The organism is Bacillus sp. JZ39, from assembly GCF_053903145.1.
In genome coordinates, this window is record NZ_CP096389.1 from 3655880 (window position 1) to 3681210 (window position 25331).

24 protein-coding genes are annotated in these 25331 nt (G+C 45.2%); 3 read left to right on the top strand and 21 right to left on the bottom strand.

Features of this window, described 5'->3' with window-relative positions; all coding sequences use genetic code 11:
- Positions 1 to 48: 48 nt before the first annotated feature.
- The 3 genes from M1D65_RS18750 to M1D65_RS18760 all read right to left on the bottom strand — a co-directional run bounded on the left by M1D65_RS18750 (position 49) and on the right by M1D65_RS18760 (position 2272).
- A complete protein-coding gene (locus tag M1D65_RS18750; RefSeq protein ID WP_003227524.1) occupies positions 49 to 549 on the bottom strand; it encodes a YwgA family protein in 501 nt (166 codons plus the stop codon).
- A 35-nt stretch (positions 550 to 584) separates the two neighbouring features.
- Positions 585 to 1886: an HD domain-containing protein gene (locus M1D65_RS18755; RefSeq protein ID WP_276354269.1), complete on the bottom strand. Its 1302-nt coding sequence runs from the start codon at positions 1884 to 1886 to the stop codon at positions 585 to 587.
- A gap of 161 nt (positions 1887 to 2047) precedes the next feature.
- Positions 2048 to 2272, bottom strand: a complete 225-nt coding sequence (locus M1D65_RS18760; RefSeq protein ID WP_003222050.1) for a DUF1450 domain-containing protein — start codon at positions 2270 to 2272, stop codon at positions 2048 to 2050.
- A 215-nt stretch (positions 2273 to 2487) separates the two neighbouring features.
- Here M1D65_RS18760 and rsfA point away from each other — a divergent pair, with 215 nt between their 5' ends.
- Complete coding sequence (gene rsfA / locus M1D65_RS18765) at positions 2488 to 3264, top strand: prespore-specific transcription regulator RsfA (RefSeq protein WP_019712820.1); 777 nt, start codon at positions 2488 to 2490, stop codon at positions 3262 to 3264.
- Positions 3265 to 3407: 143 nt separating this feature from the next.
- On the opposite strand, the gene M1D65_RS18770 is transcribed toward rsfA, so the two are convergent.
- From M1D65_RS18770 to pta, 4 genes are all read right to left on the bottom strand, one after another.
- Complete coding sequence (locus tag M1D65_RS18770) at positions 3408 to 4298, bottom strand: carboxylate/amino acid/amine transporter (protein WP_038829804.1); 891 nt, start codon at positions 4296 to 4298, stop codon at positions 3408 to 3410.
- A 167-nt stretch (positions 4299 to 4465) separates the two neighbouring features.
- Positions 4466 to 5311: an octanoyl-[GcvH]:protein N-octanoyltransferase gene (gene ywfL, locus M1D65_RS18775; protein ID WP_021480904.1), complete on the bottom strand. Its 846-nt coding sequence runs from the start codon at positions 5309 to 5311 to the stop codon at positions 4466 to 4468.
- 48 nt (positions 5312 to 5359) lie between these two features.
- Positions 5360 to 6259 carry a cysJI operon transcriptional regulator CysL gene (cysL, locus tag M1D65_RS18780; protein WP_014481233.1) on the bottom strand — a complete coding sequence of 300 codons (900 nt, stop codon included), beginning with the start codon at positions 6257 to 6259 and terminating at the stop codon, positions 5360 to 5362.
- Positions 6260 to 6403: 144 nt separating this feature from the next.
- Positions 6404 to 7375 carry a phosphate acetyltransferase gene (pta, locus tag M1D65_RS18785; protein WP_003235941.1) on the bottom strand — a complete coding sequence of 324 codons (972 nt, stop codon included), beginning with the start codon at positions 7373 to 7375 and terminating at the stop codon, positions 6404 to 6406.
- Between the two features lie 269 nt (positions 7376 to 7644).
- On the opposite strand from pta, the gene hemQ reads away from it, so the two are divergent.
- Positions 7645 to 8409 (top strand): hydrogen peroxide-dependent heme synthase, encoded by a 765-nt coding sequence (gene hemQ / locus M1D65_RS18790; RefSeq protein WP_003242896.1) that lies wholly within the window; start codon positions 7645 to 7647, stop codon positions 8407 to 8409.
- A 132-nt stretch (positions 8410 to 8541) separates the two neighbouring features.
- On the top strand, positions 8542 to 9321 hold the full coding sequence (gene bacG, locus M1D65_RS18795; protein WP_161621149.1) for an NADPH-dependent reductase BacG: 780 nt from the start codon (positions 8542 to 8544) through the stop codon (positions 9319 to 9321).
- A 14-nt stretch (positions 9322 to 9335) separates the two neighbouring features.
- Here bacG and bacF read toward each other — a convergent pair whose 3' ends face one another.
- From bacF to rfbD, 14 genes are all read right to left on the bottom strand, one after another.
- Complete coding sequence (gene bacF, locus M1D65_RS18800) at positions 9336 to 10535, bottom strand: transaminase BacF (RefSeq protein WP_015714909.1); 1200 nt, start codon at positions 10533 to 10535, stop codon at positions 9336 to 9338.
- Positions 10536 to 11720, bottom strand: a complete 1185-nt coding sequence (gene bacE / locus M1D65_RS18805; RefSeq protein WP_019712823.1) for a bacilysin exporter BacE — start codon at positions 11718 to 11720, stop codon at positions 10536 to 10538. It abuts the gene before it with no gap.
- Positions 11717 to 13135 carry an alanine--anticapsin ligase gene (gene bacD, locus M1D65_RS18810; RefSeq protein ID WP_003242921.1) on the bottom strand — a complete coding sequence of 473 codons (1419 nt, stop codon included), beginning with the start codon at positions 13133 to 13135 and terminating at the stop codon, positions 11717 to 11719. Before bacD ends, bacE begins: the two co-directional genes overlap by 4 nt.
- 18 nt (positions 13136 to 13153) lie before the next feature.
- Positions 13154 to 13915, bottom strand: coding sequence for a dihydroanticapsin 7-dehydrogenase (gene bacC, locus M1D65_RS18815; protein WP_003243359.1), 762 nt, complete (start codon positions 13913 to 13915; stop codon positions 13154 to 13156).
- Between the two features lie 2 nt (positions 13916 to 13917).
- Positions 13918 to 14625 carry a 3-((4R)-4-hydroxycyclohexa-1,5-dien-1-yl)-2-oxopropanoate isomerase gene (bacB, locus tag M1D65_RS18820; RefSeq protein WP_003244300.1) on the bottom strand — a complete coding sequence of 236 codons (708 nt, stop codon included), beginning with the start codon at positions 14623 to 14625 and terminating at the stop codon, positions 13918 to 13920.
- On the bottom strand, positions 14615 to 15229 hold the full coding sequence (gene bacA / locus M1D65_RS18825) for a prephenate decarboxylase (protein WP_009968341.1): 615 nt from the start codon (positions 15227 to 15229) through the stop codon (positions 14615 to 14617). The genes bacB and bacA overlap by 11 nt, the downstream gene beginning before the upstream one ends.
- Before the next feature lie 151 nt (positions 15230 to 15380).
- Positions 15381 to 16619 (bottom strand): MFS transporter, encoded by a 1239-nt coding sequence (locus M1D65_RS18830; protein ID WP_101502523.1) that lies wholly within the window; start codon positions 16617 to 16619, stop codon positions 15381 to 15383.
- Between the two features lie 210 nt (positions 16620 to 16829).
- Positions 16830 to 18242: an amino acid permease gene (locus tag M1D65_RS18835; protein ID WP_021480909.1), complete on the bottom strand. Its 1413-nt coding sequence runs from the start codon at positions 18240 to 18242 to the stop codon at positions 16830 to 16832.
- Positions 18242 to 19942 (bottom strand): M20 family metallopeptidase, encoded by a 1701-nt coding sequence (locus M1D65_RS18840; RefSeq protein WP_276354281.1) that lies wholly within the window; start codon positions 19940 to 19942, stop codon positions 18242 to 18244. The genes M1D65_RS18835 and M1D65_RS18840 overlap by 1 nt, the downstream gene beginning before the upstream one ends.
- A 73-nt stretch (positions 19943 to 20015) precedes the next feature.
- Positions 20016 to 21563, bottom strand: a complete 1548-nt coding sequence (pruA, locus tag M1D65_RS18845; protein WP_014478322.1) for an L-glutamate gamma-semialdehyde dehydrogenase — start codon at positions 21561 to 21563, stop codon at positions 20016 to 20018.
- Between the two features lie 226 nt (positions 21564 to 21789).
- Entirely contained in the window at positions 21790 to 23064 is a 1275-nt protein-coding gene (gene rocG, locus M1D65_RS18850) for a glutamate dehydrogenase (protein ID WP_153257102.1), read from the bottom strand.
- Between the two features lie 176 nt (positions 23065 to 23240).
- Entirely contained in the window at positions 23241 to 23705 is a 465-nt protein-coding gene (bslB, locus tag M1D65_RS18855) for a biofilm surface layer hydrophobin BslB (RefSeq protein ID WP_014478326.1), read from the bottom strand.
- A 323-nt stretch (positions 23706 to 24028) separates the two neighbouring features.
- Complete coding sequence (locus tag M1D65_RS18860) at positions 24029 to 24484, bottom strand: dTDP-4-dehydrorhamnose 3,5-epimerase family protein (RefSeq protein ID WP_003222100.1); 456 nt, start codon at positions 24482 to 24484, stop codon at positions 24029 to 24031.
- Entirely contained in the window at positions 24477 to 25328 is an 852-nt protein-coding gene (rfbD, locus tag M1D65_RS18865) for a dTDP-4-dehydrorhamnose reductase (RefSeq protein ID WP_031315432.1), read from the bottom strand. The genes M1D65_RS18860 and rfbD overlap by 8 nt, the downstream gene beginning before the upstream one ends.
- Positions 25329 to 25331: the final 3 nt, after the last annotated feature.

Here is a 25331-nt window from a genome sequence, read left to right on the forward strand (position 1 = left end):
TCAATAAAAAAAGCAAAAGAAACGATTCCTTTCTTTTGCTTGGTATGGTTAACAAATCTGCTTCAGTTCCTCTATGTATTGAAGCGCTTCGTCATATTCTTCATTTGTATATTTTTGCTTGCTTTTGATGGTAAAGACTTTTTCTTTCTTTTCCTCATCCTCAAGCCCGTCAAAGTAAAGGATCGTGGAAACCAGCTCTAAAAACCGTGATGAACGGCTGTTTACACTGTCGATATAGCCTTTCATATCCGGCATGTCCAGATCAGCATGGTCTAAAAATGCGGAGCCTGTCTCAGTCAGAGAATACCGATATTGAAAGTAGCCGCCCTTTTTTTCCTTCACCTCATGCAGAAATCCAAGGTTGCACAGCTCTTCAATCTGGAGCGTCAGTTCCTCTGAATATGGTCCGTAAAAGTGAAAATCATATTTCTCATAGAAAGGAAACTGCATTTTCTTGGCGATATAAATCATTTTCTGCAGCTTCTTTCGCCCGATGATTTCTCCAGAATCCGAGAACACCTTCATCAGTTTTGCATGTTCTTTCAACAAATTCCCGACATCTCCTTTTTCCTTCTTTCCAATTTCTATGTCAGTCCCAGCAGCTGCCGGATTTTCATTTTCGCTTCCGGATGTTTAGTGCCGTCACAAATCAAGTCCTTTGGATAGTACAGCTTGTGGTCCGTCCGCCGTTTACCTGAGATGGATTCCACAATAGCCGACTGCCTGGACAGCTCTTTAATTTGGCCGTTTTGCGTCAAGAGATGGATCGGCAGACGCTCCTCTTCCTCTCCTGGTCGGTAAAAATCGTATGGCAGATCTGATGAAGAATCAACGACCAAATAATAGCTCGGATCGATCCCCGCCTCTTTGAACAATGAAGTCAGCTCAAAATAAGCCGACATTTCTTCATTAGGATTGAATTCAACGTATTGGAAAAGCTGGCGGTTAATGAATCTGCGGCACAAGTCGGATAAAATCGCGTCTTCTTCATCCTCCCAGGCCTGGAAGTAATACAAAATAATAGATTCATCCAGCTTTACATAATCCTCCAGTGTCAATTTCCCTTCAAAAATAGAATAGAAATGAACCGGAGCGTGAGTGAAGACATAGCCTTCATCGTGCAGCTGCTTCGCCCTGTGAAGAATCTTCGTTAAAATGACCTCTGCACTTCTGGTCACAGGATGGAAGTAGACCTGCCAGTACATTTGGTAACGGCTCATGATATAGTCTTCGACAGCGTGCATTCCGCTTTCTTTAATGACGATCTGATCCTCGCGCGGCCGCATCACCCGAAGAATCCGCTCCATATCAAAATGGCCGTAGCTGACGCCCGTATAATATGCGTCGCGCTGGAGGTAATCCATGCGGTCTGCGTCAATCTGACTCGAAATCAGGCTGACCACTTGCTTGTTTTTATATGTTTTGGCAATGACTTCAGCAACATCCTGAGGGAAACCCGGGCTTACCTTTCTGAGCACCTGATTAACCTCCGTGTCTCCCAAAATGATACTTCTTGTAAAATCCTCGTGGTCAAGGTGAAAGACCTTTTCAAATGAATGCGAGAACGGCCCGTGCCCGAGGTCATGAAGCAGCGCCGCGGCCAAACAGAGTTCGCGCTCACTGTCATCCCATTCAGGGCGGCCTTTAAAGACGTCATCAACCATTCTTCTGACAATTTCATAGACACCGAGAGAATGGTTGAACCGGCTGTGCTCAGCCCCATGGAACGTCAAATAGGTCGTTCCGAGCTGCTTAATTCTGCGGAGACGCTGAAATTCACGGGTTCCGATTAAATCCCATATCAGCTTGTCCCGAACATGAACATAGCGGTGCACCGGATCTTTAAACACTTTTTCTTCTGATAATTTTCCATTTGGATACGCCATCGTCATTCCCTCTTTTTTTTAGCCGTGTTTCTATTATATCGACTCTATTCTTTGAAAACATCCTTGAATTTGCCCGGCGATTTGTTCCATCTTCATGAAAAACACATCTTGTGAAGCAAAAAAGCCTGACCTGAGGGCCGAGGCTAAGAAAAAATATGTTTTTACTTTTTTATTTTCTTTTTTACTTTGTCAATCAGCTCATCCTCTGTCGGAGCTGACAGCGGGCGATTGTTCACAAAAGCAAATGATTTTTTCCGTCCGGGCCCGCAATAAGATTGGCATCCTACCTCAACCTTTGCGTCTGGGTCCACTTCTTTCAAACGCGGCAGCAATGTTTTGATATTAGTGGCTTGGCAATCATCACACACTCGAAATTCATTAGCCATGACGTACGCTTCCCTTCATTTCTATGTTCATCTATGTGAATAACCTAAAATCACGTTTCAAAAAAAAATCACATCACTCTTCATTTTACAAGGATTCGACTGTTCCTGCAAGCCGCTCCATCCTTCGTATCTCCTATTCTTTCAGCCAATTTGTATAAATATTTTCCAACCTGGACATTCTAATACCATGAATAGAAAAATGGGAGTTGAGATAAATGACAAAACAGCGACAAGACGCTTGGTCAGAGGAAAACGATCTGCTTTTAGCCGAAACAGTGCTTCGGCATGTGAGGGAGGGCAGCACTCAGCTGAACGCCTTTGAAGAAGTCGGCGATAAATTAAACCGGACATCCGCAGCCTGCGGATTCAGATGGAACGCAGTGGTCCGCCATCAATATGAAAAAGCGCTCCAGCTTGCGAAGAAACAACGAAAACAGCGGATGAGAGCGCTCGGAAACGGGCAGCCCGCGAAAAAAAGATTATTATATCAGCCTCCTGCCGTTGATCCTGAAATCATTCAAGAAACCGCTGCAGAAGAGCCGGTTAAAATGGAAACACCATCTGTCGAAAATGAGCAACCTTTAATGTCTGGCGAACATATGCCTTTTGTTGATGAAAGCTTTAAGGAAGAGTTAGCTAGTCTATCACACTTATTGTCTCCTCAAACGCCTGCAGCTGCGCCTGAGATGACGATGAATGATGTGATCCGCTTCCTGCAGAATTACGAAGGCAATAACGAGCAATCATCAGCATTAAAAATGGAAAACGAGCGTTTAAAGAAAGAAAATCAGGAATTGCAAAACAAAACAGAGCAGCTAGAGGCAGAAGTTCAAAAGCTTGAAAAAGACCAAAAAACGATCCAAGAAGATTATGAAACCTTGGTGAAAATTATGAACAGAGCCAGAAAGCTAGTTTTATTTGAAGAAGATGAACATGCCTCTCCGTCCTTCAAAATGGACCGGAACGGCAATTTAGAAAAATTAGCGGAATGACATAGAAAAATCCCAAAACGGGCAGCTGTTTTGGGATTTTCGCCATGTACAAAATCCCCTTTTCTATTGAGAAAAGAGAATTTCCTCATTTTGCAGCCGGATCAGCTATTCTTGTAAAATGAGGCCAAGCTTATGTGAATCTATTAAGACATGTGAGCTGCCTCGGCCGTTTTTTGTTTTCGAGGCGCAGCAGAAATGACCAAAAGCCCCAGCATCATAAGCGCAATGCCCAGCCACGAGGAAGGCGAAAGCATTTCCCCTATGAAAAACACGCCAAGCAATGAAGCCGTCAGCGGTTCAGCTAAAGACAGCGTGACCGCCGCCGAGGCCGGAACCCCGGTAAGCCCTTTCGCAAACAAAAAGTATGCGGCACATGTTGCAATTAACCCGATGTAAAGGCTTGTTCCCAGTCCTCTAGGGGTCCATATCCACGAGATATCTGACTGCCATAATAGCGGCGTCAGCAAGATGGCGCTGAGCATGAATACAACGGCAGAGGTCGCTCGAGGAGGCTGGGTTTTCATCATCGCTTTACTGATGAGCGTATAGCCTGCAAAAGAAGCACCCGCTCCAAGCGCCATAAGAACACCAGCCACATCAATCCGAACATTGGAACTGTCGGAAAACAGAAGCCAGCAACCCGTTAAAGCCAGCACAGTCGCAATCCACCAGGAGTTTCGCGGGCGTTTCTTCAATACAGCCCATTCGAGGGTCCCGGCAATGATAGGCGCACTGCCGATGGCAATCACAGTTCCCACTGCAATTCCCGTTTCTTTAACCGCTGTGAAAAACAGCGGCTGGTAACACGCCATACAAACAGCGGCTAAAAATACGAGCGGCCATGACCAATTTTTCACGTGAAGCTCCCGGCTGATCCAAACCGCAAGCAGCATGGCGCTTCCTCCTATTAATAACCTGAACGCTCCAAATGCCAGCGGTGTGGCGCTTTCTGGAGCCAATGCCTGAACGGTTCCCGTGGTCCCCCAGAAAAAAGCCGCAATCAATACAAAAAGGCTGTAAATATTCCCTTTCATCTGCCTCTCCCCTTTAATATGGATGCTGATGTCATTTTATCGTTTTTCTTTTTGCTGTGGTTATCTGTATGTAAGAAGGATTTATCTGAAAATAAGATTATTGGGGTAAAATGCCGCTTGTGATAAAAAATGCATGCCGGCATATACAGCCGGCATGCGAAGAACGTTCACCCAAATACCTTTGCATTCCGCTCAGCCATCCGGACGAGGTTTTTCTCAAATTCCATTTCCTCATCAGTGGACAGTCCGGCAGAGTAAAGATGAGTGCTTAACGCTTTTAATTCCGTCAATAAAGCGAACATTAAGTCTTGTACGGAGATGTCTTTTTGCAGAAGCTCACTTAAGGACGCCATCGTTTCCGGACGTATTTCCGGATAGACGCCTTTTTTATCGTTTTGTTTGTCTTTCAGCGCCGCTTGATAGAATCGTCTGATCAAGTCGGCCCTTTCACTGCCGCTTTTATCCGCACAGAGATAAATTTGAACAGCGACTCCGCCGCGAACGCGTCTCTGAGAGATGCCGGCGAACTTTTTGCCATTTATACTGAGGTCATAGCTGCCGGGACAATAAGACCCTTCAATTTCATAGGCTTCGATCTTTGCGTTGTACGGTCTCAGCATTCGTCTCATCAGCTCGACCATCGCTTCATATCCTTTGTCTATATCGATGCCTTTCTTTTCGTCCTCGAATATGAGAGAGATATTTAAAACACCGTCATCCAATACGACGGCAAGACCGCCGGAATTGCGTACGATCACACGGTATCCTTCGCTCTCCAGCAAGGAGATGCCATCCTGCAAAAACGGGAGGCGTGTATCCTGTATTCCAAGGACAATTGTATCGTGGTGCACCCATGAGCGCGCTGTCGCCGGCGACACGCCTTTTCCGACGGACATGCACAGCGTATCATCCATTGCGAAGGATTGCTTCGCATCAAATAAAGGGCCGAGACTGGATTGGTCAATGACTCTCCATTTCGGCTGCATCAGTAAATCAATCGGTTGGTTTGCCATCTATGTAAAACCCTTTCATGTTAGGCTTATTGAACGAAAACTATTATATCATTTCAGCAGCTGTGATTGATAATTGCTTTTCAGCATCGTAATAAAAATTTCTTTATTTTTTGTATTCTCCATGAGAGGAGAATGAATGTAAGACAGCTTGCGCTTTAACGAGAAATCTTTAATATGCAGAATTGAAATTTCGCGGTGGATCAAATCCTTATGCAGTACGCTTCTGGATAGAACAGAAAGTCCCATGCCGTTAATCACCGCTTCCTTTACACCTTGATTGCTGCTGATGGTGAACATTGATTTCGGCCGAAGTCCATTTGAACTGAGTACATGATCGAGATATTCTCTCGTCCCGGAGCCTTTCTCTCTTGTCACCCACGCTTCGTTCTGCAAATCGCTGATCGAAATCTCTTTCCGCCCGGCGAGCGGATGCTGATTTGGAGCGGCAATGCACATTTCATCCTCCATGAACGGTTCAATTTCCAGCTCATTCTCGTTTGTATGTCCTTCAATCAGCCCGATATCAGCCTGAAGCATCCGCACACGCTCGCTGACCTCCTCTGTATTGCCAATCATGACATCGAGGTTCAGCTCTGGATACAGCTTTTGCAGCTGGGCCAATAGCGGCGGAAGAATATACTCACCGATTGTAAAGCTTGCAGCTATTTTCAATTCACCCTTCACATAGTGATGATGCGCATAGATTTCAGCCTTGGCTTGTTCGTAGAGAAACACCATTTGCTTTGCTCTTTGATATAAAATGTCTCCTGTCGGTGTTGTCGTAAAGTGTTTTGGCGACCTGTTCAGAAGAGCCGTTTGAAATTCTTTCTCAAGATTTTTGATATGCAGACTGACGCTGGGCTGGGAGATCATCAGCTTTTCCGCCGCTTTTGTGAAGTTTTTTTCTTCTACCACCGCTATAAACGTTTTCAGCACGTCGTAATACAAAAACCCCACCCCTGTCATTAATGAAATATATGGTTATGATTAGTTTTCTTTATTGTACTCATATCATCCGTCTTGGTAAAGAAGGCTATACGGAAGCGCAAAAAGGCAGCCCTCGGTCGAGAGCTGCCATCGTCTTCATTTTTATTACAGTGCTTGCGCCGCTGTAATTAATGCGAGATTGTAAACATCTTCAGCGTTACATCCTCTTGAAAGGTCGTTTACAGGCATATTTAAACCTTGCAGGATTGGTCCTACCGCTTCAAAGTTGCCCAAACGCTGAGCGATTTTATAGCCGATGTTTCCTGCTTCAAGGCTTGGGAATACGAATACGTTAGCGTCCCCTTTGATCTCAGAATCCGGCGCTTTTTTCTCAGCTACAGATGGAACAAATGCAGCATCAAATTGGAATTCGCCATCAAGAGTCAGTTCAGGCGCTTTTTCTTTCGCGATTTTCACTGCATCCGCTACTTTTTCTGTTTCATCAGATTTTGCTGAGCCTTTTGTAGAGAAGCTGAGCATTGCCACGCGAGGCTCAATGTCGAACATTTTTGCCGTATTGGCACTTTCGATCGCAATCTCGGCAAGATCTTGGCTGTCAGGCGCAATGTTGATCGCACAATCTGCGAATACGTATTGCTCTTCTCCGCGAGCCATGATGAACACGCCGGAAGTCTTTTTCACGCCTTCTTTTGTTTTGATGATTTGAAGAGCCGGGCGGACAGTGTCAGCAGTTGAGTGAGCAGCTCCGCTTACAAGTCCGTCTGCAAGTCCTTTATACACCAGCATTGTACCGAAGTAGTTCTCGTCTAATAATGCTTTACGAGCCTGTTCTTCAGTCGCTTTGCCTTTGCGGCGTTCTACGAATGCTTGTACAAGGTCTTCCATGCCTTCATATGTATGAGGATCATAAATCTTAACGCCGTCCAGCGTAAGGTTCAATTCTTTTGCTTTTGCTTGGATCTCATTTTCATTGCCGATCACAATCGGATTCAGCACTTTGTTTCCTGCAAGCTTGCTGACCGCTTCTAAAATACGCTCGTCTAAGCCTTCAGGAAATACAATTTTAACGTCTTTTCCAGCTACTTTTTCTTGCACTGTTGAAAATAAATCTGCCACAATAAAACCTCCTCAAAAAGTTACAAAAACGCTTTCTTTTACTAGCATACTCTTCTTCCAATCAAATTCAAACAGCCAACTTTCATTATAGCGCTTTCATAAAAAAATCTTATTTTTCTAACTAATTTAAGTGACTCAATCTTCCTTTATAGGTTCTTCTATTTTGTTGGAGTTATACGGAAGGGATGTTCAAGGTTTCTCCACAGTAGAATCGGATAAACTATGGTATAGTGAAGGCAATCATGAAAAGATAATGGGAGTGAAGATAAATGAGTGAACAGCAAATGACGAATGAAGCGGCAAAAACGCTTGACGGCTGGTATGCGCTTCATGATTTCCGCACAATGGATTGGGCTTCCTGGAAGCTTCTGTCCAGTGATGAGCGCCAATCTATCATACATGAATTCACCGGGTTGCTTGAAAAATGGGGCGTAGCCCAAAAAGAAGGAAAAGGATCGCAAACTCTTTACAGCATCGTCGGCCAAAAAGCTGATTTTATGCTGATGATCCTTCGTCCTACAATGGAAGAATTAAATCAAATTGAGCTTGAATTCAACAAATCAAGACTTGCTGAATTCACCATTCCGGCATACTCCTACGTATCAGTGGTAGAGCTGAGCAACTACTTGGCAAGCGGTGACGGCGATCCTTACGAAAATCCGCATGTGCGCGCGCGCCTTTACCCTGAACTGCCGGAATCAAAATATGTATGCTTCTATCCAATGGATAAAAGAAGATCCGGCAACGACAACTGGTATATGCTTTCAATGGAGGAACGCAGAAACTTGATGAGAAGCCACGGTTTAATCGGCCGCAGCTATGCGGGCAAAGTCAAACAGATCATCACCGGCTCTGTCGGCTTTGACGATTACGAGTGGGGCGTTACATTATTCAGCGATGATGTCCTTCAATTCAAGAAGCTAGTGTACGAAATGCGTTTTGACGAAGTCAGCGCTCGCTATGGCGAATTTGGTTCATTCTTTGTCGGCAATCACCTTTCGCTTGATACACTTCCTCAATTCCTATATGTATAATATCCCCTCCCGCCCTATCCGGCGGGAGTTTTTCAATTCTCCTTTATCAGAATTTAAATAAAATTTGCTATTTTCTTCGTTTTTTCTTACGATGTAGATAATAATCCATTTTTTTCAAAGGGGTGCAGTTATTTGTCAAAACGAACCGTATTTGTTATGGGAGCCAGTCAAGGGATTGGGAAAGCAATCGCTCTGAAATTAGCAGACCAGCACTTTTCCCTCGTCATTAATTCGCGAAATTTGGATAATATTGAATCTGTCAAAGAAGACATTTTGGCCAAGCATCCTGAGGCGAGCGTCATTGTCCTTGCGGGCGATATGTCTGACCAGCATACGAGAGCGGCCATTTTTCAGGCAATCGAATCTCAATGCGGACGGCTTGATGTTCTGATTAATAATATCCCGGGCGGCGCGCCTGACACATTTGATAACTGCAATATAGAGGATATGACGGCCACGTTCACTCAAAAGACCGTTGCCTATATTGACGCAATCAAGCGTGCTTCCTCACTGATGAAACAAAACGAGTTTGGCAGAATCATCAACATTGTCGGAAATCTGTGGAAGGAACCCGGCGCCAACATGTTCACAAACAGTATGATGAATGCCGCTTTAATTAACGCCAGTAAAAATATTTCCATCCAGCTTGCTCCTCACAACATTACTGTCAACTGTCTGAATCCTGGTTTTATCGCTACAGACCGTTATCATCAATTTGTGGAAAATGTGATGAAAAAGAACAGCATATCCAAACAGAAAGCAGAAGAACAGATTGCTTCCGGGATTCCGATGAAACGGGTCGGATCAGCCGAAGAAACCGCAGCGCTCGCCGCATTTCTTGCCTCTGAGGAAGCCTCCTACATCACGGGGCAACAAATTTCCGCTGACGGCGGCAGCATGAAAAGCATATAAAAACATCCCGCTTTTTAGCGGGATGTTTCTTGTAATGACCCGAACGGCAGGTTCAGCTTTTGAATCCGCGTGACAAATTCCCGCAGATCCTCCTGCTTCGACACCATTGAGATTCTGACATGCCTTTTTCCGTTGCTTCCAAAAATTTCGCCCGGTGTGACTACGACATGGGCATTCTCCAGCAAGTAATCGGAAAATTGGTGAGATGTCTCAAACGTATTCGGAATTTCAGCCCATACGTAAAAGGTTCCTTTTGGCTTTTCCATCTTCCAGCCCAGTTCCTTTTCGCAAAGCGCCGTAAAAAAGTCAATTCGTTCCTTATAAATTCGTTTCAACGATTCCGTATGCTCCGGATCTCCAGAAAGCGCCGCACTCGCTGCCTGCTGCAGCCCGCCGAACATGCCGACAAATACATGATCCTGAAATTCATTGACGGCCTGAATGATCTTTTCGTTCCCAACCGCAAACGCCATTCTCCAGCCGGCCATGTTAAATGTTTTTGAAAATGAATAAAGCTCTGCTCCGACAATTTTGGCATCCTCTGCCTCAAGAAAGCTGGCCGGTTTTTGATCGAATTCAAACGCTCCGTATGCAAAATCATGAATCAAATGGATATGATGCTCTTTTGCAAAAGCAGCAGCTCTTGCATAAAAAGCCGCATCAGCCACAGCTCCAGTGGGGTTGTTCGGATAGTTTAAAAACATAAGCTTCGCTTTTTCCAGCACGGCTGGATCAATCTTTTCAAAATCCGGCAGATAGCCATTTTCTTCATACAGCGGCATTTCGTAAAGCTCAGCTCGCGCCATCGTAATCCCTGATAAATATTCAGGGTAGCCTGGATTCGGGACTAAAGCGATGTCTCCCGGATTGAGCAGGCATTGTGTCAGCACATACAAACCGGCTTTCCCGCCTCCGAAAAGCGCGACCTCCGTTTCAGGATTGATTGTCACGCCGTATTCTCTTTTATAGAAAGCAGCGATTGCTTCCTTCAAAAAAGGATAGCCCCTGAAAGGGCCGTATCCATGAAACGAAGGATTCAAGGACGCCTCCCGCAAAGCCTCCACAATATGCGGCGGAGTGGGAAGGTCAGGGTTCCCCTGTCCGAGATTAATGATATGGGCCCCCGTTTTTTCCAATTCCTTTACCTTTTGAAAAACGAGAGAAAACTCCTGCCTTGGAAGTGTCTTGATGACATCGGACGGTGTTATTTCCATCTAAAAGACTCCTTTTTGCTCCGTTTTGTTATCCCGTTCCAAAAACGATTTGTTGACGAGCTTCGTATGCAGAAACAAACCGCATACGATCACGACAATCAGCCCCATAATGACCGGAGCGCTGAGGATGTTAATGAACATTGAACCAATAGAAATGCATAATCCGATAGACGCTTCAGCCACTGAAAAAATGCGCCCTTGAATCTGGTTTGCCGCATTTTCCTGAACCTTCACTTTTGCAAGCACTTCCCCGTATTCCATCGCGATGAAAAAGAGGATCGCCGCGATGACAGAAACAGCGAAAATCGGCGTGAATAAAAACAGCGCCAGCGAGACAATGGATAAAACGGTAAAGTACGTCAGGCCTCTATTATTGTTAAAGCCCCATTTGCCGACAAGCGCCGCTCCGATAAAGCCGCCGAAACCGATGCAGAACGTGAGAATAAAGTTGCCGATTTCCCCGTCACCCAAAAAGCGGCTGACAATCGGAAAATAGCTGTACACAACTCCCCACAGCAAAGCCATTGTAATCATCGTAAACATGGCGTTTAATACGAATGCATTGGTTTTGATTTCCTTGAGTCCTTCCTTAAAAGACTGAAAGGCCTCTTTAATGTTTTCAGATTGAATCGGCACAAATTGCAGCTTGATACGGCTGATAAAAAATGCCGAAACCAGGTATGTCACACCGTTAAAGGCAACAGCCAGCTCTACAGATCCCCCTAACAGAAAGAGCCCTCCGGCAGCCGCCCCGACGATAATGGAGATGGTTGTCGCTTTTGCAAATAACGTGTTGATGCTTTTAATATCTGATTCCAAGGACGACATGACAGCGAGACGGGCGGGATTAAAAAACACGCCGCTTCCATAAGAAATAAACAGCAGGGCCAGAAAAATCAGCGGATACTCGCCTTTTGGAAGAAATGTGAGCCCCAAAAAGATGATGCCTCTGATGATATCCGTCCACAGCATGATCTTAATTCTGTCTAACCGGTCGACCAGAACCCCCAAAAACGGCTGAAACACCATCGGAATGCTTCTGACCACGATGACCCCGGACGTCACCCAATAATCGTGATAATATGTAGACAAAATGAGCAGGGCAGGGAGAACACAATAGTCTCCCATGAACGATAGCGCCTGCCCGTAAAGCAAGTATTTAGAGTTGGGTTTCAGCTGTTTCATACTGGCAGCACATACTTTGCCGTCAGCTTTGCATGCTGCTGAATTTGTCTGATTGATTCAGCCACATCCTGTGAATTACTGCCTTTCAGTTCAAATGCAGCAATGGAATTGAAAGCTTCAAACAATGTCAAATCAACTGAAGTGCCTGGTGCTGCGGCCGAAAAAGAAACGATTTCAGTATCCCCTTTTAAAAGCCCGTCCGGAATATCGATCGCTTCAATGACCAAATCCTCAGCAGTTTCAGGAATTTGGCCATTTTGTTTGAAATGCTGCGGGTACAAATGGCAGTCGGCAACATAATAAGGCTCTTGATCCAATAATCCGTCCGGCAGATCGGCGTCTTTTCCGAAACAGAGGACATCTAATAATAATTGCGCCATATCAAGGCCGAAAACCTTTTTAATGTTAGGGATCATATTCCAGCCGGCAAATCTGGCTGCCGATTCAATTAAACCCGGTTCTCTGTTTTTCATTAGCTTGATCTCTGTATGTGTTGCGCAATTTTGCAGGCCAAGCCCTTCATTTGCCTTTTTGGCAGCTTCGACAATTTTCTTTTTTGCCTCTTCATCCAGAATGGACGGCGTAATGTGGGATGTCTCTGTAAACCCGATTTGCGGCGTTTTATCATGAATGGCGATCGGGAAATACTCACCGTCAGCCATGATGCCTTCTATACTGATATAGTCGGAGTACCCTTCTGTTTGATACCAGTCTCCGTACTCACCCTGTAAAAATTCTTCAGCGATAAACGGCGCTTCAAACGTAACCGCCTTTGGCACGTTAATTGATTTCAGATAGTCATTGACTCTGTTAAATTCATCTTCTGCCGTCTCAGTGTCCGTAATCAGCGTTACACCGATTGAACTCGCTAAGTATGTAGGCTTTAAGATAAGAGGTGTGCCGATCTCTTCAAGAGCAGCACGGAAATCTTCAAGAGTTGTGACTCGTTTGTTTTTGATCGATTTGACTCCGGCCTTATTAAAAGCGTCCCTCATTTTATTTTTATCTCTGGCATTTTCGGCTGCCTGCACGCCGGCACCTCTCAAGCCCAGACGTTCACAGGCTTTCGCCATCGGAGCAATGAATAATTCATTGTTTGTTGTGATGGCATCCGCCCCAAACATTTCGGCAACCTTGACGATTTGCTCGACGACCTCTTCCTCAGGCTTGTTATGATCCTCATGCGCCCAATAAATGGAGTCAGGATGCTCAAAATCAGCTAAACTCTTAAAATAGTCTTTATCTTTTATGACCGCGACCGAGTATTTTTCAATCAATGCTGCATGGGAGGCTGTAATTGCAAAAGGTCTTGGAATAAAGCTGACCAGGTTATATTTTTCAGCAGCGCTTTTATAAAACATGTGCGGCGGGCAGCCTCCAAGATCAGCGATGACCAATACTGTTTTTCTCTCCATATGTAAAACACTCCTTCTCTATTGTGCGGTGTATCCTCCGTCTGCGGTGATGGCGCTTCCGGTCATATAGCTTGATAAATCCGAGGCTAAAAACAGCATCACGTTTGCGATTTCTTCAGGTTTCCCAAGCCTCAGCAGCGGATTTACCTTCGCCTTTTCTTTTTTGATCTCTTCAAGTGTGCCTTCGTTATTTTCAAGGAATGATTTTTCATTCAGCGGTGTGTCGATGATCCCCGGGCATACGCAGTTCACGCGAATTTGATGCTTCGCATAATCAACGGCCATTGATTTAGTCAGCTGCAAAACCCCGCCTTTGCTGGCGTTATAGGCAGGAATATCAGGCCATGCCACGAGTCCGCCGACAGAGCACGTATTAATGATGTTGCCCTTGCCGGCGGCCAGCATATGCTTGAGTGCATGTTTGCTCATTAAAAACATGCCGGTCAAATTGACTTGCAGCACCTTGTTCCAATCGCTGAGCTCCATCTCGTGAATGGGCGCCACGATTTCGATGCCTGCATTATTAATCAAGACATCGAGTCCGCCAAATGTATGAACCGCCGATTCAACTGCGTGCTGGCAGGCAGCTTCGTCTGTGATGTCCGTTTGCACAAAGTGCAGCCTGTCATTATTTTCTTTTCGTACCATTGCTTCTCCCTGCGCTTCATCAATATCCGCCACAACCACATTGGCCTGCTGGCCCAAAAAAGCCTGAACCGCAGCATAACCAATGCCTGATGCGCCTCCTGTTATGAGGACGGTTTTATCGGTGAGGTTCATGATCATTCATCCGCCTTCATTTTTTTTGCTTTTGCTCTGTTGTAGCGCGGCGGGAAGAAGATATTAATCGATTTTGATTCTTTTTCCGAACGGTTGATGGCACCGTGATCTTCACGAGGCTCACAGAAATAGGCTGTGCCGAATTTCATCTCGACTGTGCAGCCTTCGACCGTCATGTCATAGCCGCCGCCGATGCAGATGCCGATTTGTTCATTCCGATGTTTATGGAAAGGCATTTCTCCGCCATTTCCAGGGATTTTGGCAAGCATAATTTCTACCCAATCCTCAACAAAGAACGTGACTTCCATGCCCGGCAGCAGGTCTCTTGTTTTGAAAATATCCAAAAAGTAGTCCTCAGGACTTGTATATGTTTCATCAGCTTTCAGCCGCTTGATATCAATAGCAATCACTTCTTGGTCTGTGTCGTTTCTTGCCCCGTGAGGCACATGCGGCGGCGCGATATAGGCAGATTCCAAGGCTGTCATTTTTCTTGTCACATCTCCGACAGTCATCATCAGCTCGCCAGAAACGACCATGCCGATTTGGACCTCCTTATGCTGATGGGGTTCAACATTGGTATGCGGCGGGACGTAAGACATTAATACTTCAGTATCCCCTCGTACGGTTGAATACTGCCTCACTCCGTTTTCCCATTCAATTAATTTCGGTGTCGGGAAATAAAGCTCCTGCATATCTTCTTTAGTTTTCATCATCAACGTCTCCTTTTCCAAATAATGACCAGCTCATTGGAATGCTTTTGAATGTTTTTACAAAGGTTAGCCCGTACTTTTGCCGTGCAAGCTCATTGGTTAAGGCAATGTCATACAAACCTTCTTTTACTTTTCTTGCAGCTTGACTGGTTGAATTGACTAGTTTGAAACGAACATCTTTGCGGGTAAAATATTTGATTAAATTAATAGGTGAAGGATGTGAAACAATAACAGATGTATCAAGCATATCGTCTCTGAATTCAAAATCAGGACGAACAGCCAGGCCGTACATCGGTGTATCGCACCTGAAGATCTGCAATAGCTGCAAATCCGGCCTCATGTAGAAATGCTTAATGCCATCGTAAGCATGTGGGACGATGGTATATTCCAGCGGGCTTTGGAGCGTCCTTTCGATGCATGATTCAAAAGTATCATGCAAGGACAATTTACTGTTCAGCCCTTGTAGAAGAGTAAAATTGGAAATGAAATGCTTTGCTGCGTACTCACTGCTTGTCCCCTCAGGGCCGAGCGTGTTGACTGTAATGAGTTTGGATAGTGAATCAGTTCTTTTTTTTGTCTGAATGCTATTATCCAATATAATCATGAGCACCAACCAATCTTTTAAAATTTTAAGTAAATTTTATCCAGCGGCAATTGAACTGTCAATGTTTTTTGAAAATATTGATAATTATTCCCATACAAACAAAAAAACCCTTTATAAAGGGTTTTTAATTATAGGAATTTAGAAACTTTGTTTATTGAGATAAGGACTGATCGGCCTTCTGCTCAAGTTTGCCGTACTTTTTATATGCGAATATACTGAGCACAAATCCGAGGACTGTGATGGCTGCGCAAATCAATCCGACAGCTGCATAGCCGTATGCCACATAGACGGGTCCCATTAAAGCAGAACCTAATGTCACGGCCAGATTCGAGGCGAGGCTGTAAAACACCATGACTTTTCCGCGATGACGCTCTGAGCAGTCACTCAAAATGGTGCTGAGCAGCGTCACCGTCAAACTTTGCATTAATCCCCAAATAAATAGGCTGACGATTAACAGAAACATTGACGCCGGCGCATATGGTAAACACGCCAGCAGAACGCTGATGACCCCCAGCGCAATCAAAAGGGAGCGCATTTTTCCGATGCGGTCGGCTATCTTTCCTGTAATCACACTCATGGAAAACCCGATTCCATAAATCATGATAAATAAGCCCGCAGCCGTGTTTCCTCCGGTAAAAACGTCTTGAAGATAGGTGCCTAAAAAGGAATACATACCGTAAAAACCAATCATATTACAAAAAGTTATCGTGATATAAACAGGTACACGAGGGACTTTCAGCGCATCCCGGAATGTTCCTGCCGGCTCTTCTATTTCTTCCTTGCCGCTGTTTTTATGTTGGGCATGGCGGCGCATTTCAAGGAGAATCAGCAGGACAACTAAAACACCCATCAAGGCGAAAATCCAAAACGTCCATCTCCAATGCAGGACGCCGCCGATAAATGATCCGAGCGGCACTCCGAAAATCAGCGCCAGCGACCAGCTTGAAACGATCAGTCCCATCACCTTGCCCCGGTATGTATAAGGAACACGATCACCGACAACTGCGTATGCGGTCGGAACAAACGCTCCCGCAGCCAATCCCGAAAGCGCCCGGCCTAAAAAGAAGAAAAAAATATTTTGAGCCAAAGCGCATATCACCGTTCCTATGATAAAGATTATAAGCCCGGCCAATAAACTCAGTTCTCTGGAGTATTTATCGCCTAATGGAACCAAAAGCGGCGCACCGATAAAAATCATAATGCCGTAAATACTGATAGATAATGCAAGGACACTGACATCTGAGCTGAAGGCTTTTGCTAAATCCGGCAGCAGCGGTGAGATCACAAGCTCTTCAGATCCGGCTGCAAATACCCCCATCGTTAAAGCCAGTGCCAACAATAACGGAAAATGATGTTTTGTTTTGGTGTCATTGTTTTGATTGCTGTTCATTCTTTCTCAAACACCTCTTCCATAATCTTCTTATCATAAAAGTTGTATTATAGTTTAGCATTGTTTTTTCATTATTTACAATTCGAACGAAATCTTTATAACATTTATTATTTTCATTTAAACCCCATTATATATTTCTATATTTCATTCTAAAAATACATGAGGATGTAACACGTAGAAAAAGCTCTCCGGCCTCCCGGAGAGCTTTTTCTATTGCGCCTCTGTCTGCTTTTTTTCAATCGGTTCATGATTTATACGCTTTTTGATGCTTAGATGATAGTATGCATAGCAGAAAATAATGATCGGCACACCGCAGTATAAGCCGATTCTTTGATCCGGAATGAAAATAAGGCTGATCAACACGCAGCCATATAAACAAAATCCGAGCATCGGGACTAGCGGATAAAGCGGCGTTCTGAACTCCAGGTCATTCACATTTCCGCCTTCAGCAAGGAAACGTCTGCGAAAGAAAAATTGCGACGCACAAATGGACATCCACGCGACAACTGTCACCATGCCCGAGATTGAGATACACCATAAATACACTGTTTCTGCGGCCATGACACTTGTCAGCAGCGAACAGCCTGAAATGCCCAACGTAATCAGCAGGGCATTCATCGGCACGCCTTTTTTTGTCAGTCTGGTGAGAAAGGATGGACCCATTTGATTTGATGAAAGTGACCACATCATACGAGACGCCGCATACAACCCCGAATTAGCAACAGATAAAATGGCTGTTAAGATGACAAAGTTCATGATATCTGCCGAAAATGGGATGCCGATTTGATCGAGTACCGCTACAAATGGGCTTTCAATCACCCCCGCCGTTTTGTACGGAAGGATGGCAACCAAGACGAACATAGCGAGCACAAAGAAAAACAGCGTGCGCCAAATGACATTTCGAATGGACTTTGGCAGTGTTTTTTCCGGACTTTCACTTTCCCCTGCCGCAATGCCGACAAGCTCCGTTCCCTGAAAGGAGAAGTTCACCATGACCAGCGTAAACATAACGGCCAGCACCCCATTAGGGAAAAGTCCTCTATCAGTCATAAAGTTAGACAAAAAGGGTGTCTCCTGTCCGCCTTTAAAGTCAATCAAGCCAAACACAGCGGCTCCGCCAATCACAATAAATAATATGATCGCCGCCACTTTGATGCTTGAAAACCAAAATTCCATTTCTGCAAAGCTTCTGACAGAGAGCGCATTAATCAAAAAGATGACGATGCCGAACACGAGGCACCATATCCAGATCGGAACAGAGGGCAGCCACCTTTGCATCAAAATGCCTGCTGACGTCAGCTCTAACCCCACTGTATTCGCCCAGCTGAACCAATACAGCCAGCCAATCATAAAGCCTGTCGACGGTCCCAGAAATTTAGTGGCGTAGGCCTGAAACGATCCGGCCACCGGCATGGCAACAGCCAATTCTCCTAAACAAAGCATGACGAGATACATTAAAAATCCGCCGATGATATAAGCGGCAATGGCGCCGAGCGGTCCCGCCTGGCTAATGGTAAAGCCAGAGCCTAGAAACAGCCCAGTGCCAATCACCCCTCCCAAAGCAATCATAAACAAATGCCTGCTTTTCATGCTGCGCTGCAATTCATTTTTATGATTCTGCATCATCCTTCCCCCTTTGGTTCTTTTGCCATGATGGTCATCCGGTAGCTCTGCAAAAGGTGAACGGTGGTTTGCTGTATGAGGAGAGGCAATACATGAAATGTGTACGGTTTATAGACTCGTTCTGTCCATTTATGGCCGTCTTTTCCGTACACACCCATATTAATGGATGGAATATTCAGCTTGCGTATGTCTTTGAACGGAATGGTCCCAATCATATTCCACCCAGGAAAGTTCCTGATAAAAGAATCAATTTCGCCATCGGTTTCGTGCAGTGATAAAAAACTGCCGTCTGCCAAGTAGGGGAAAAACTTTTTGAAGACAAATGTTTCGCCTGTCGATTCAGCGGTTTTGTCAGCCGCTTCTTTAATCACATGCTGCAAAAGCTGATCTCTTGCGCTATCTTCTTTCAAATAGTTATGCGGCAGGTAAGGAGGTGCGTAAAATAGAATGACTTTTGCGCCTTGATCGGGGTCAAGCTTTTGAAGCTCTTCGATTGCCTGAAAGCATCTCATGCGAAGTTCAAGGTGCTCGTTGGCTTTGAATGTCTGCTCGATACACTGCTCGGGATCTATCCCCCGGTTTCTCAGCTTTTCTAAATATTGCTCCAGGCTATACACTTGAATGTCCCATGATAAATGTTTCTTTGGCAGGTTGGCTCTTTTTGCATATTCTTCATAATAATCTGATAATTTTTGTTGTGTCTCTCGGCATGCTTCCTCAGTGACTTCAATAAGCAAATCCATCATTTCTTTTGCTGTTCTTTCATAAATAAAACAATTGAAATACAAGCTGGTGCTGACAGCCGTTTGCACATTATAGGATTCCTTGTTATCACGCTGATACAAACAGGATGGTGGCAGAACCAACTCCCCTTCAACCTTTTCTGCCAGATGGATGTTATTGTGGAGACGGCTTGTGATTTCAGATGAAATGAAATTTGGGTCAATCCCTGCCAGTGTATCGCCAACATGGACTTCCCGCCCGTGGATGTAAAAGCACGGCAGCAGTTTTCCCGCGGCTCCGGTATAGATATATCTTGTCTGATCACCATCGTAAAGCGGGGTAATAAAGTCCGTATTAATAGCAGCCAAATAGTGAAGCTGTTTTTCTTTTTTTAGCCGGTTCAGCTCTGAAATGCTGGCGAGAATGCCCGAATGCTGGCTCTCCTCATCGGGATTGGCCATAAACAATACATTTCCCGGCAACGTCTCAAGGTTCTCCGAAAAATGCAGGAGATTGGCTAAATGCACGGCGATGCCGCTTTGCATATCGACAGATCCTCTTCCGAACATCCACTCGCCTGATTTGGCATCCCGCTGAACATCCTGATCGAACTCATAGCGGCTGAAATACTCGGCCAATTTCTCACAATCAAAAGCGATATCCTTTAAAGGGCCGAAATCTTCAATTCCGACTGTATCCAGATGGGCATGGTAAATGACTGTATTTCGGCTTTCTCCATGTCCTTCAATAAATGCAAAAATATTTTTGCGATTGTATGGGTCATTGGGAATGGCCTGTTCCCACACATGACTGGGGTTTTCCTGAAAATAAGGATAGCTCGTGATCACTTCTTTGATGAAATCTGCTTTTGTCCCTTCTCCTACGGTGCCGTTCACGCTGCTGAGGCTGACCAGAGATGCTGTCAGCGCCTCCACTCTTTCAGCCGGATTCATGTGACTGATTTTTGTATACTGCATAAATTGTCCTCCTGATCAAAAAGTTGAAATCGTGCGATCCGCTAAAGAATCGCACGATTTTATTTCTCTCAAATCAAAAAGCTTCGGACGTTGTTTTGGCTTGCATATGAAGAATTAAGTAATCGGGACCGCCTGCTTTTGAGTCTGTTCCTGACATATTAAAACCGCCGAACGGCTGATAGCCGACAATTGCTCCGGTACATCCTCTGTTAAAATATAGGTTTCCGACATGGAAATCCTCGCGCGCCCGTTCAATGTGCGCACGGTTTTTCGTCAGAAGCGCACCTGTTAATCCGTATTCCGTGTTATTGGCAATCTCCAGCATATGATCGAAATCACGCGCTTTGCAAATCGCAACAACCGGGCCGAAAATTTCTTCCTGCATCAAGCGGGCGTTTTCATCAACATCTGCAAAGATCGTCGGCTGAATAAAGTAGCCTTTTGAATCATCGCCTTCTCCGCCGGCCAATAGCTTGCCTTCAGATTTGCCGATTTCAATGTATTTCATCACTTTGTTGTAGGATGCTTCATGAATCACGGGACCCATATACGTATCAGGATCTTCTGGATTGCCGACAGTCAGCGTTTTGGTCAGCGCCACAGCTTTTTCCACCACTTCATCATAAACATCCTGATGAATGACCGCGCGGGAGCCCGCAGAACACTTCTGCCCTGAATATCCAAATGCTGAATACACGATAGAGGATGCAGCAAGGTCAAGATCGGCGTCCTTGTCAACAAGCACTGTGTCTTTTCCGCCCATTTCTGCAATTACCCGTTTGAGCCATTTTTGGCCCGGCTGCACTTTGGCGGCTCGCTCATAAATCCGGCAGCCGACTGCACGGGAACCTGTAAATGAGACAAACCGTGTCTTCGGATGCTCAACTAAGAAATCACCGATCTCCGCTCCATCTCCCGGAATGTAATTCAGAACGCCGTTTGGCAGGCCCGCTTCCTCCATGACCTCGACAAATTTTGCTGCCACTACCGGGGCTGCGTCAGCCGGTTTTAAGAGAATCGTATTTCCTGTCACAATCGCTGCCGCCGCTGTTCCCGCCATAATTGCGAGCGGGAAGTTAAATGGAGAAATGACGATGCCGACGCCAAGCGCTTCGTAATGATATTGATTGAACTCGCCAGCACGGCTCTTCACCGGAGCCCCTTCCTTGAGCTTTAACATTTGGCGCGCATAGAACTCTAAAAAGTCTATCGCTTCAGCCGTGTCCGCATCTGCTTCCTTCCACGGTTTTCCCGCTTCCTTCACAAGATAGCTTGAAAATTCATGCTTTCTTCTGCGCAAAATAGCCGCTGCCTTAAAGAGAATATTCGCGCGGTGCTCCGGTCTTTGTTTTTTCCAGGAATCAAATGCCTGTAATGCGGCTTGCATTGCTTTTTCAGCAAGCTCTTGATCTGCTGTAGACGCGTACCCAATGATCTCTTCTTTATTTGCCGGGTTAATGGAAATGATTTTGCGGTCCGTTTCAATTTTTTCTCCATTTATGACAAGCGGATAATGTTTGCCGAGCTGAGTGTTTACAAAGGCCAATGACTCCCCAAATGCAGTTTTATTCTTTGCTTCCGTAAAATCGGTAAATGGTTCGTGCGCGTATGTGACTGTCATATGTAGTCCTCCTCGTGTTATGAAATATATCTTCGCATATGAATAAAAATGCAAGAATCATGCCATTTTCTTGTCTTTTACTGAAAAAACTTGTTGAAGCGAACTGAAATTTGTCTAACAGGTGATCACCTTTCTCTATTTCCGATCTTGAACGCAAATTTATTTTGCGATTTTTGCTCTTTAGGCAAAAAACAAATGCAAAATTATTTTGCGGAGGCTTCTCAAATTAGACCCATCCGCGGAATCGCGATGCTTCTGCCGATTTTCTGATGCCCGTCATGTAAGCCGCCAAACGCATATCCACTTTATGTGTTGCCGCTGTCTGATAAATTGTTTCGAACGAGCTGACCATGACGCTTCTCAATTTTTCTGCAACCTCTTCTTCCGACCAATAATATCCTTGGTTGTTTTGCACCCATTCAAAATAAGAAACCGTGACGCCGCCGGCACTCGCCAGGATATCCGGCACAAGCAGCACGCCTCTTTCATTCAGGATCTTAGTGGCATCAATGGTTGTTGGGCCGTTCGCCGCTTCGACAACAATTGACGCCTGAATGTTATGTGCGTTTTTGGCTGTGATTTGATTGGAGATCGCAGCAGGCACTAAAATATCGCAATCCTTTTCAAGCAGCTCCTCATTTGTGATGACGTCAGTAAATAAATTGGTGACCATACCGAAGCTGTCCCGTTTATCGAGCAAATAAGGGATATCAATGCCGTCCGGGTTGTAGAGCCCGCCATTGGCATCAGAAATCCCGATCACCTTCGCGCCCGCATCGTGCATGAATTTGGCCAGGAAGCTACCTGCGTTTCCAAAGCCCTGTATGATGATGCGCGCGTTTTGCAGCTTGATCCCTTTTTTCTTCACCGCCTCTTCAATACAAATCGTGACGCCCTGTGCCGTCGCCGTTTCCCGTCCTTGCGATCCTCCCAAAACAAGCGGTTTACCTGTAATAAAGCCCGGGGAATCGAATTCCCGCAGCCGGCTGTACTCATCCATCATCCACGCCATAATCTGCGAATTTGTGTATACATCTGGAGCTGGAATATCCTTTGTCGGACCGACGATCTGGCTGATGGCACGGACATACCCCCTGCTCAGCCTTTCCAGTTCTCCAAATGACATTGTCCGCGGATCACAAATAATACCGCCCTTCCCGCCGCCGTAAGGAAGATTGGCAATCCCGCATTTGAGCGTCATCCAAATGGATAACGCCTTTACTTCCTCTTCATTGACTTCTGGATGGAAACGTACGCCCCCCTTTGTCGGACCGACAGCATCATTGTGCTGTGACCGGTAGCCTGTGAACACTTTGACGCTCCCATTGTCCATTTTGACTGGAATGCGGACAGTGAGCATTCTCTGCGGCTCTTTCATGAGTTCATACATATCTCCCGGATAACCCAGCTTCCGAAGGGCTTCCTTAATGATTGTTTGGGTAGACAGAAATAAGTTAAGAGCTTCTTTTTCTTCATCTTTCGAGACTTGCTTTGCTGACATCTTTTTCACCTCATTGTTTTTTTGGCCGGCTGTAATGTAAGCGCTTTAAAAAATCAGCCCGCCAATTCCTTTCTGCATTGGATTCACCCTTATCATCATGCAAGATCCGTACCAGCTTTTTTAATCAACAAAAAAGAGACTGAAAACATCTCAGTCTCTGATTAAAAATCTATTTATTAACGAGGGTCAATCACAAGCTGCGTTTCAGCATTTAAACTACCGATTCCCAAACCGTTTACTACATCGCCTTTAATCGTGTAAGTGCCTGCGCGCGGAAGGGTTTTGCGCACCATGACGAGGTCAAATTCGGATGCGCCTAACAAATCAAGCGTAAGCGGGAGTCTGACTGTTTTTCCATCGTTTAAAATCTGTGTTTCTTTCAGTGTTCTTCCATTCACTGAATCTCTTGTCGTAGCATGAAACCCGTCAGGAAATTGAAATTCTACCGCTCCGAGAGAAAGCACCGCATTTGGTTTATATGTCACTTCAATATCAGAAGTGGTCCACTCTTTCGTGCTGTTAATTGTTTTTGCCTCGATTGATGCAGACTGTGCATGAGCTTGGCCCGAAGGAAGTAAGATTGATAGTAAAACAGCTGAACTGATGAATAATGAAGATACGAATGAAGTTCTTTTTAACATGACATTTCCCCCTAATTGATTGTTGAAATTTGGCCAGAGCGTCCTCTGCAGAAAAAGCGCCTTTTCGTAATTCGCGAATTACCAGTTCTTTTTCTTAAAAATTAATCTATCATCATTTTCCATGGAAGTAAATGCTTTTTAAGGAATATTAACACTTGGAATTCATTGAGAATTCCTTCCTGTTTATACAAGGTTCAAATGGACGATTTCTCTCTCTTTTTCTAGTAACATCCGCCTGACATTTCCTATCTTTTATCCTATTTTAAAAAAGGACAAAAAAAGTCGAAGATGCCTCTGCTCTTCGATTGATCACGTTCCTATTTTTATCTGAATTCAGTGTTCCAGTTAAAACCGATCGTCTCATCATTCCACGGAATTCTTTTTTCATCAGGCTGATCCGGGTTATACGACATGGTGGTAAAATAGATAATTGTCAGCGGCGTCTCTCCCAGCACTCTGTATCCGTGAGCCACCCCTTTTGGGATTAATAACAGCATCGGGTTGTCTTCGCCCATATAATAGACGTCCGTTTCTCCTTTTGTCTTTGAATCCTCTCGAAGATCGTATAGGACAACCTGAGCGTGGCCCGTTGGGAAGAACCAGAGATCATCCTGCTTCTCATGATAATGAAATGCCTTAATCACACCCGGATAGCTTTTCGACCAAGAGGCCTGCCCAAAATGCTCAAGGAGATTCTCATCGTCCCGGACCAGCTCAGCAAAAAAGCCTCTGTCATCGCTATGCTTCGTCAATTTTTTTACCTTGACTCCATCAATCACACGCACTGCTCCTTTCCTGCAAATACTCCCGTAACGCTTCCCGCCAGTGGCGGGGACGGATGCCGGCTTCTTCAATGGCCCGATGGCTCAGCACAGAGTAAGCCGGACGGGGCGTTTTGTTCCCGTATTCCTCTGTCGTTACAGGCAAAATGGCTGTTTCCAGCCCGCTTTCTTCCATAATTGCCGTCGCAAACTCATACCAGCTGCATATGCCTGAATTGCTGACATGATAGATGCCCGGCGGATGGCTGAACAGTTTGATGACCGCTTCTGCTAAATCCTTCGTATAAGTCGGCGAACCAATTTGATCGCTGACAACCCGAAGCTCTTGTTTCGTTTCAGCAAGCTTCAGCATGGTTTCAACGAAATTACTGCCGCCATGTCCATACACCCACGATGTTCTGATGATCGTGCTGTCTTTTGTCGTTAATCGTATCAGTTCTTCTCCGAGCCTTTTGCTTTTGCCATAAATGGTTTTCGGATCGAGGGGATCGTCTTCCCTATATGGCTGGGTTCCTTTCCCATTGAATACATAGTCCGTGCTGATATGAACATATTGAGCTCCGATGCGGGTTGACTCAAGCGCTGTATAATAAGCGCCGATTCCGTTAATCAAGTACGCTTTATCAAGCTCTTTCTCGCATTGATCAACCGACGTAAACGCGGCGCTATTGACCACGATATCCGGCTGATAATAGCCAAACGAATGCCGTACTGAGCGCTGGTCAGCAATGTTCATCATCTTCTTTGTTAACGCAATGACCTCATATCCGGCTTGCTTCAGCTGGCGGCATAGTTCCATGCCAAGCTGTCCTCCCGCCCCAGTCACCAATACCTTTGTCAATCA

Coding starts and splice junctions, on each gene's coding strand:
- M1D65_RS18755 (WP_276354269.1), bottom strand. CDS start 1,886: ATGGCGTATCCAAATGGAAAATTATCAGAAGAAAAAGTGTTTAAAGAT.
- M1D65_RS18760 (WP_003222050.1), bottom strand. CDS start 2,272: ATGGCTAATGAATTTCGAGTGTGTGATGATTGCCAAGCCACTAATATC.
- rsfA (WP_019712820.1), top strand. CDS start 2,488: ATGACAAAACAGCGACAAGACGCTTGGTCAGAGGAAAACGATCTGCTT.
- M1D65_RS18770 (WP_038829804.1), bottom strand. CDS start 4,298: ATGAAAGGGAATATTTACAGCCTTTTTGTATTGATTGCGGCTTTTTTC.
- ywfL (WP_021480904.1), bottom strand. CDS start 5,311: ATGGCAAACCAACCGATTGATTTACTGATGCAGCCGAAATGGAGAGTC.
- hemQ (WP_003242896.1), top strand. CDS start 7,645: ATGAGTGAACAGCAAATGACGAATGAAGCGGCAAAAACGCTTGACGGC.
- bacF (WP_015714909.1), bottom strand. CDS start 10,535: ATGGAAATAACACCGTCCGATGTCATCAAGACACTTCCAAGGCAGGAG.
- bacE (WP_019712823.1), bottom strand. CDS start 11,720: ATGAAACAGCTGAAACCCAACTCTAAATACTTGCTTTACGGGCAGGCG.
- bacD (WP_003242921.1), bottom strand. CDS start 13,135: ATGGAGAGAAAAACAGTATTGGTCATCGCTGATCTTGGAGGCTGCCCG.
- bacC (WP_003243359.1), bottom strand. CDS start 13,915: ATGAACCTCACCGATAAAACCGTCCTCATAACAGGAGGCGCATCAGGC.
- bacB (WP_003244300.1), bottom strand. CDS start 14,625: ATGAAAACTAAAGAAGATATGCAGGAGCTTTATTTCCCGACACCGAAA.
- bacA (WP_009968341.1), bottom strand. CDS start 15,229: ATGATTATATTGGATAATAGCATTCAGACAAAAAAAAGAACTGATTCA.
- M1D65_RS18830 (WP_101502523.1), bottom strand. CDS start 16,619: ATGAACAGCAATCAAAACAATGACACCAAAACAAAACATCATTTTCCG.
- M1D65_RS18835 (WP_021480909.1), bottom strand. CDS start 18,242: ATGCAGAATCATAAAAATGAATTGCAGCGCAGCATGAAAAGCAGGCAT.
- M1D65_RS18840 (WP_276354281.1), bottom strand. CDS start 19,942: ATGCAGTATACAAAAATCAGTCACATGAATCCGGCTGAAAGAGTGGAG.
- pruA (WP_014478322.1), bottom strand. CDS start 21,563: ATGACAGTCACATACGCGCACGAACCATTTACCGATTTTACGGAAGCA.
- rocG (WP_153257102.1), bottom strand. CDS start 23,064: ATGTCAGCAAAGCAAGTCTCGAAAGATGAAGAAAAAGAAGCTCTTAAC.
- bslB (WP_014478326.1), bottom strand. CDS start 23,705: ATGTTAAAAAGAACTTCATTCGTATCTTCATTATTCATCAGTTCAGCT.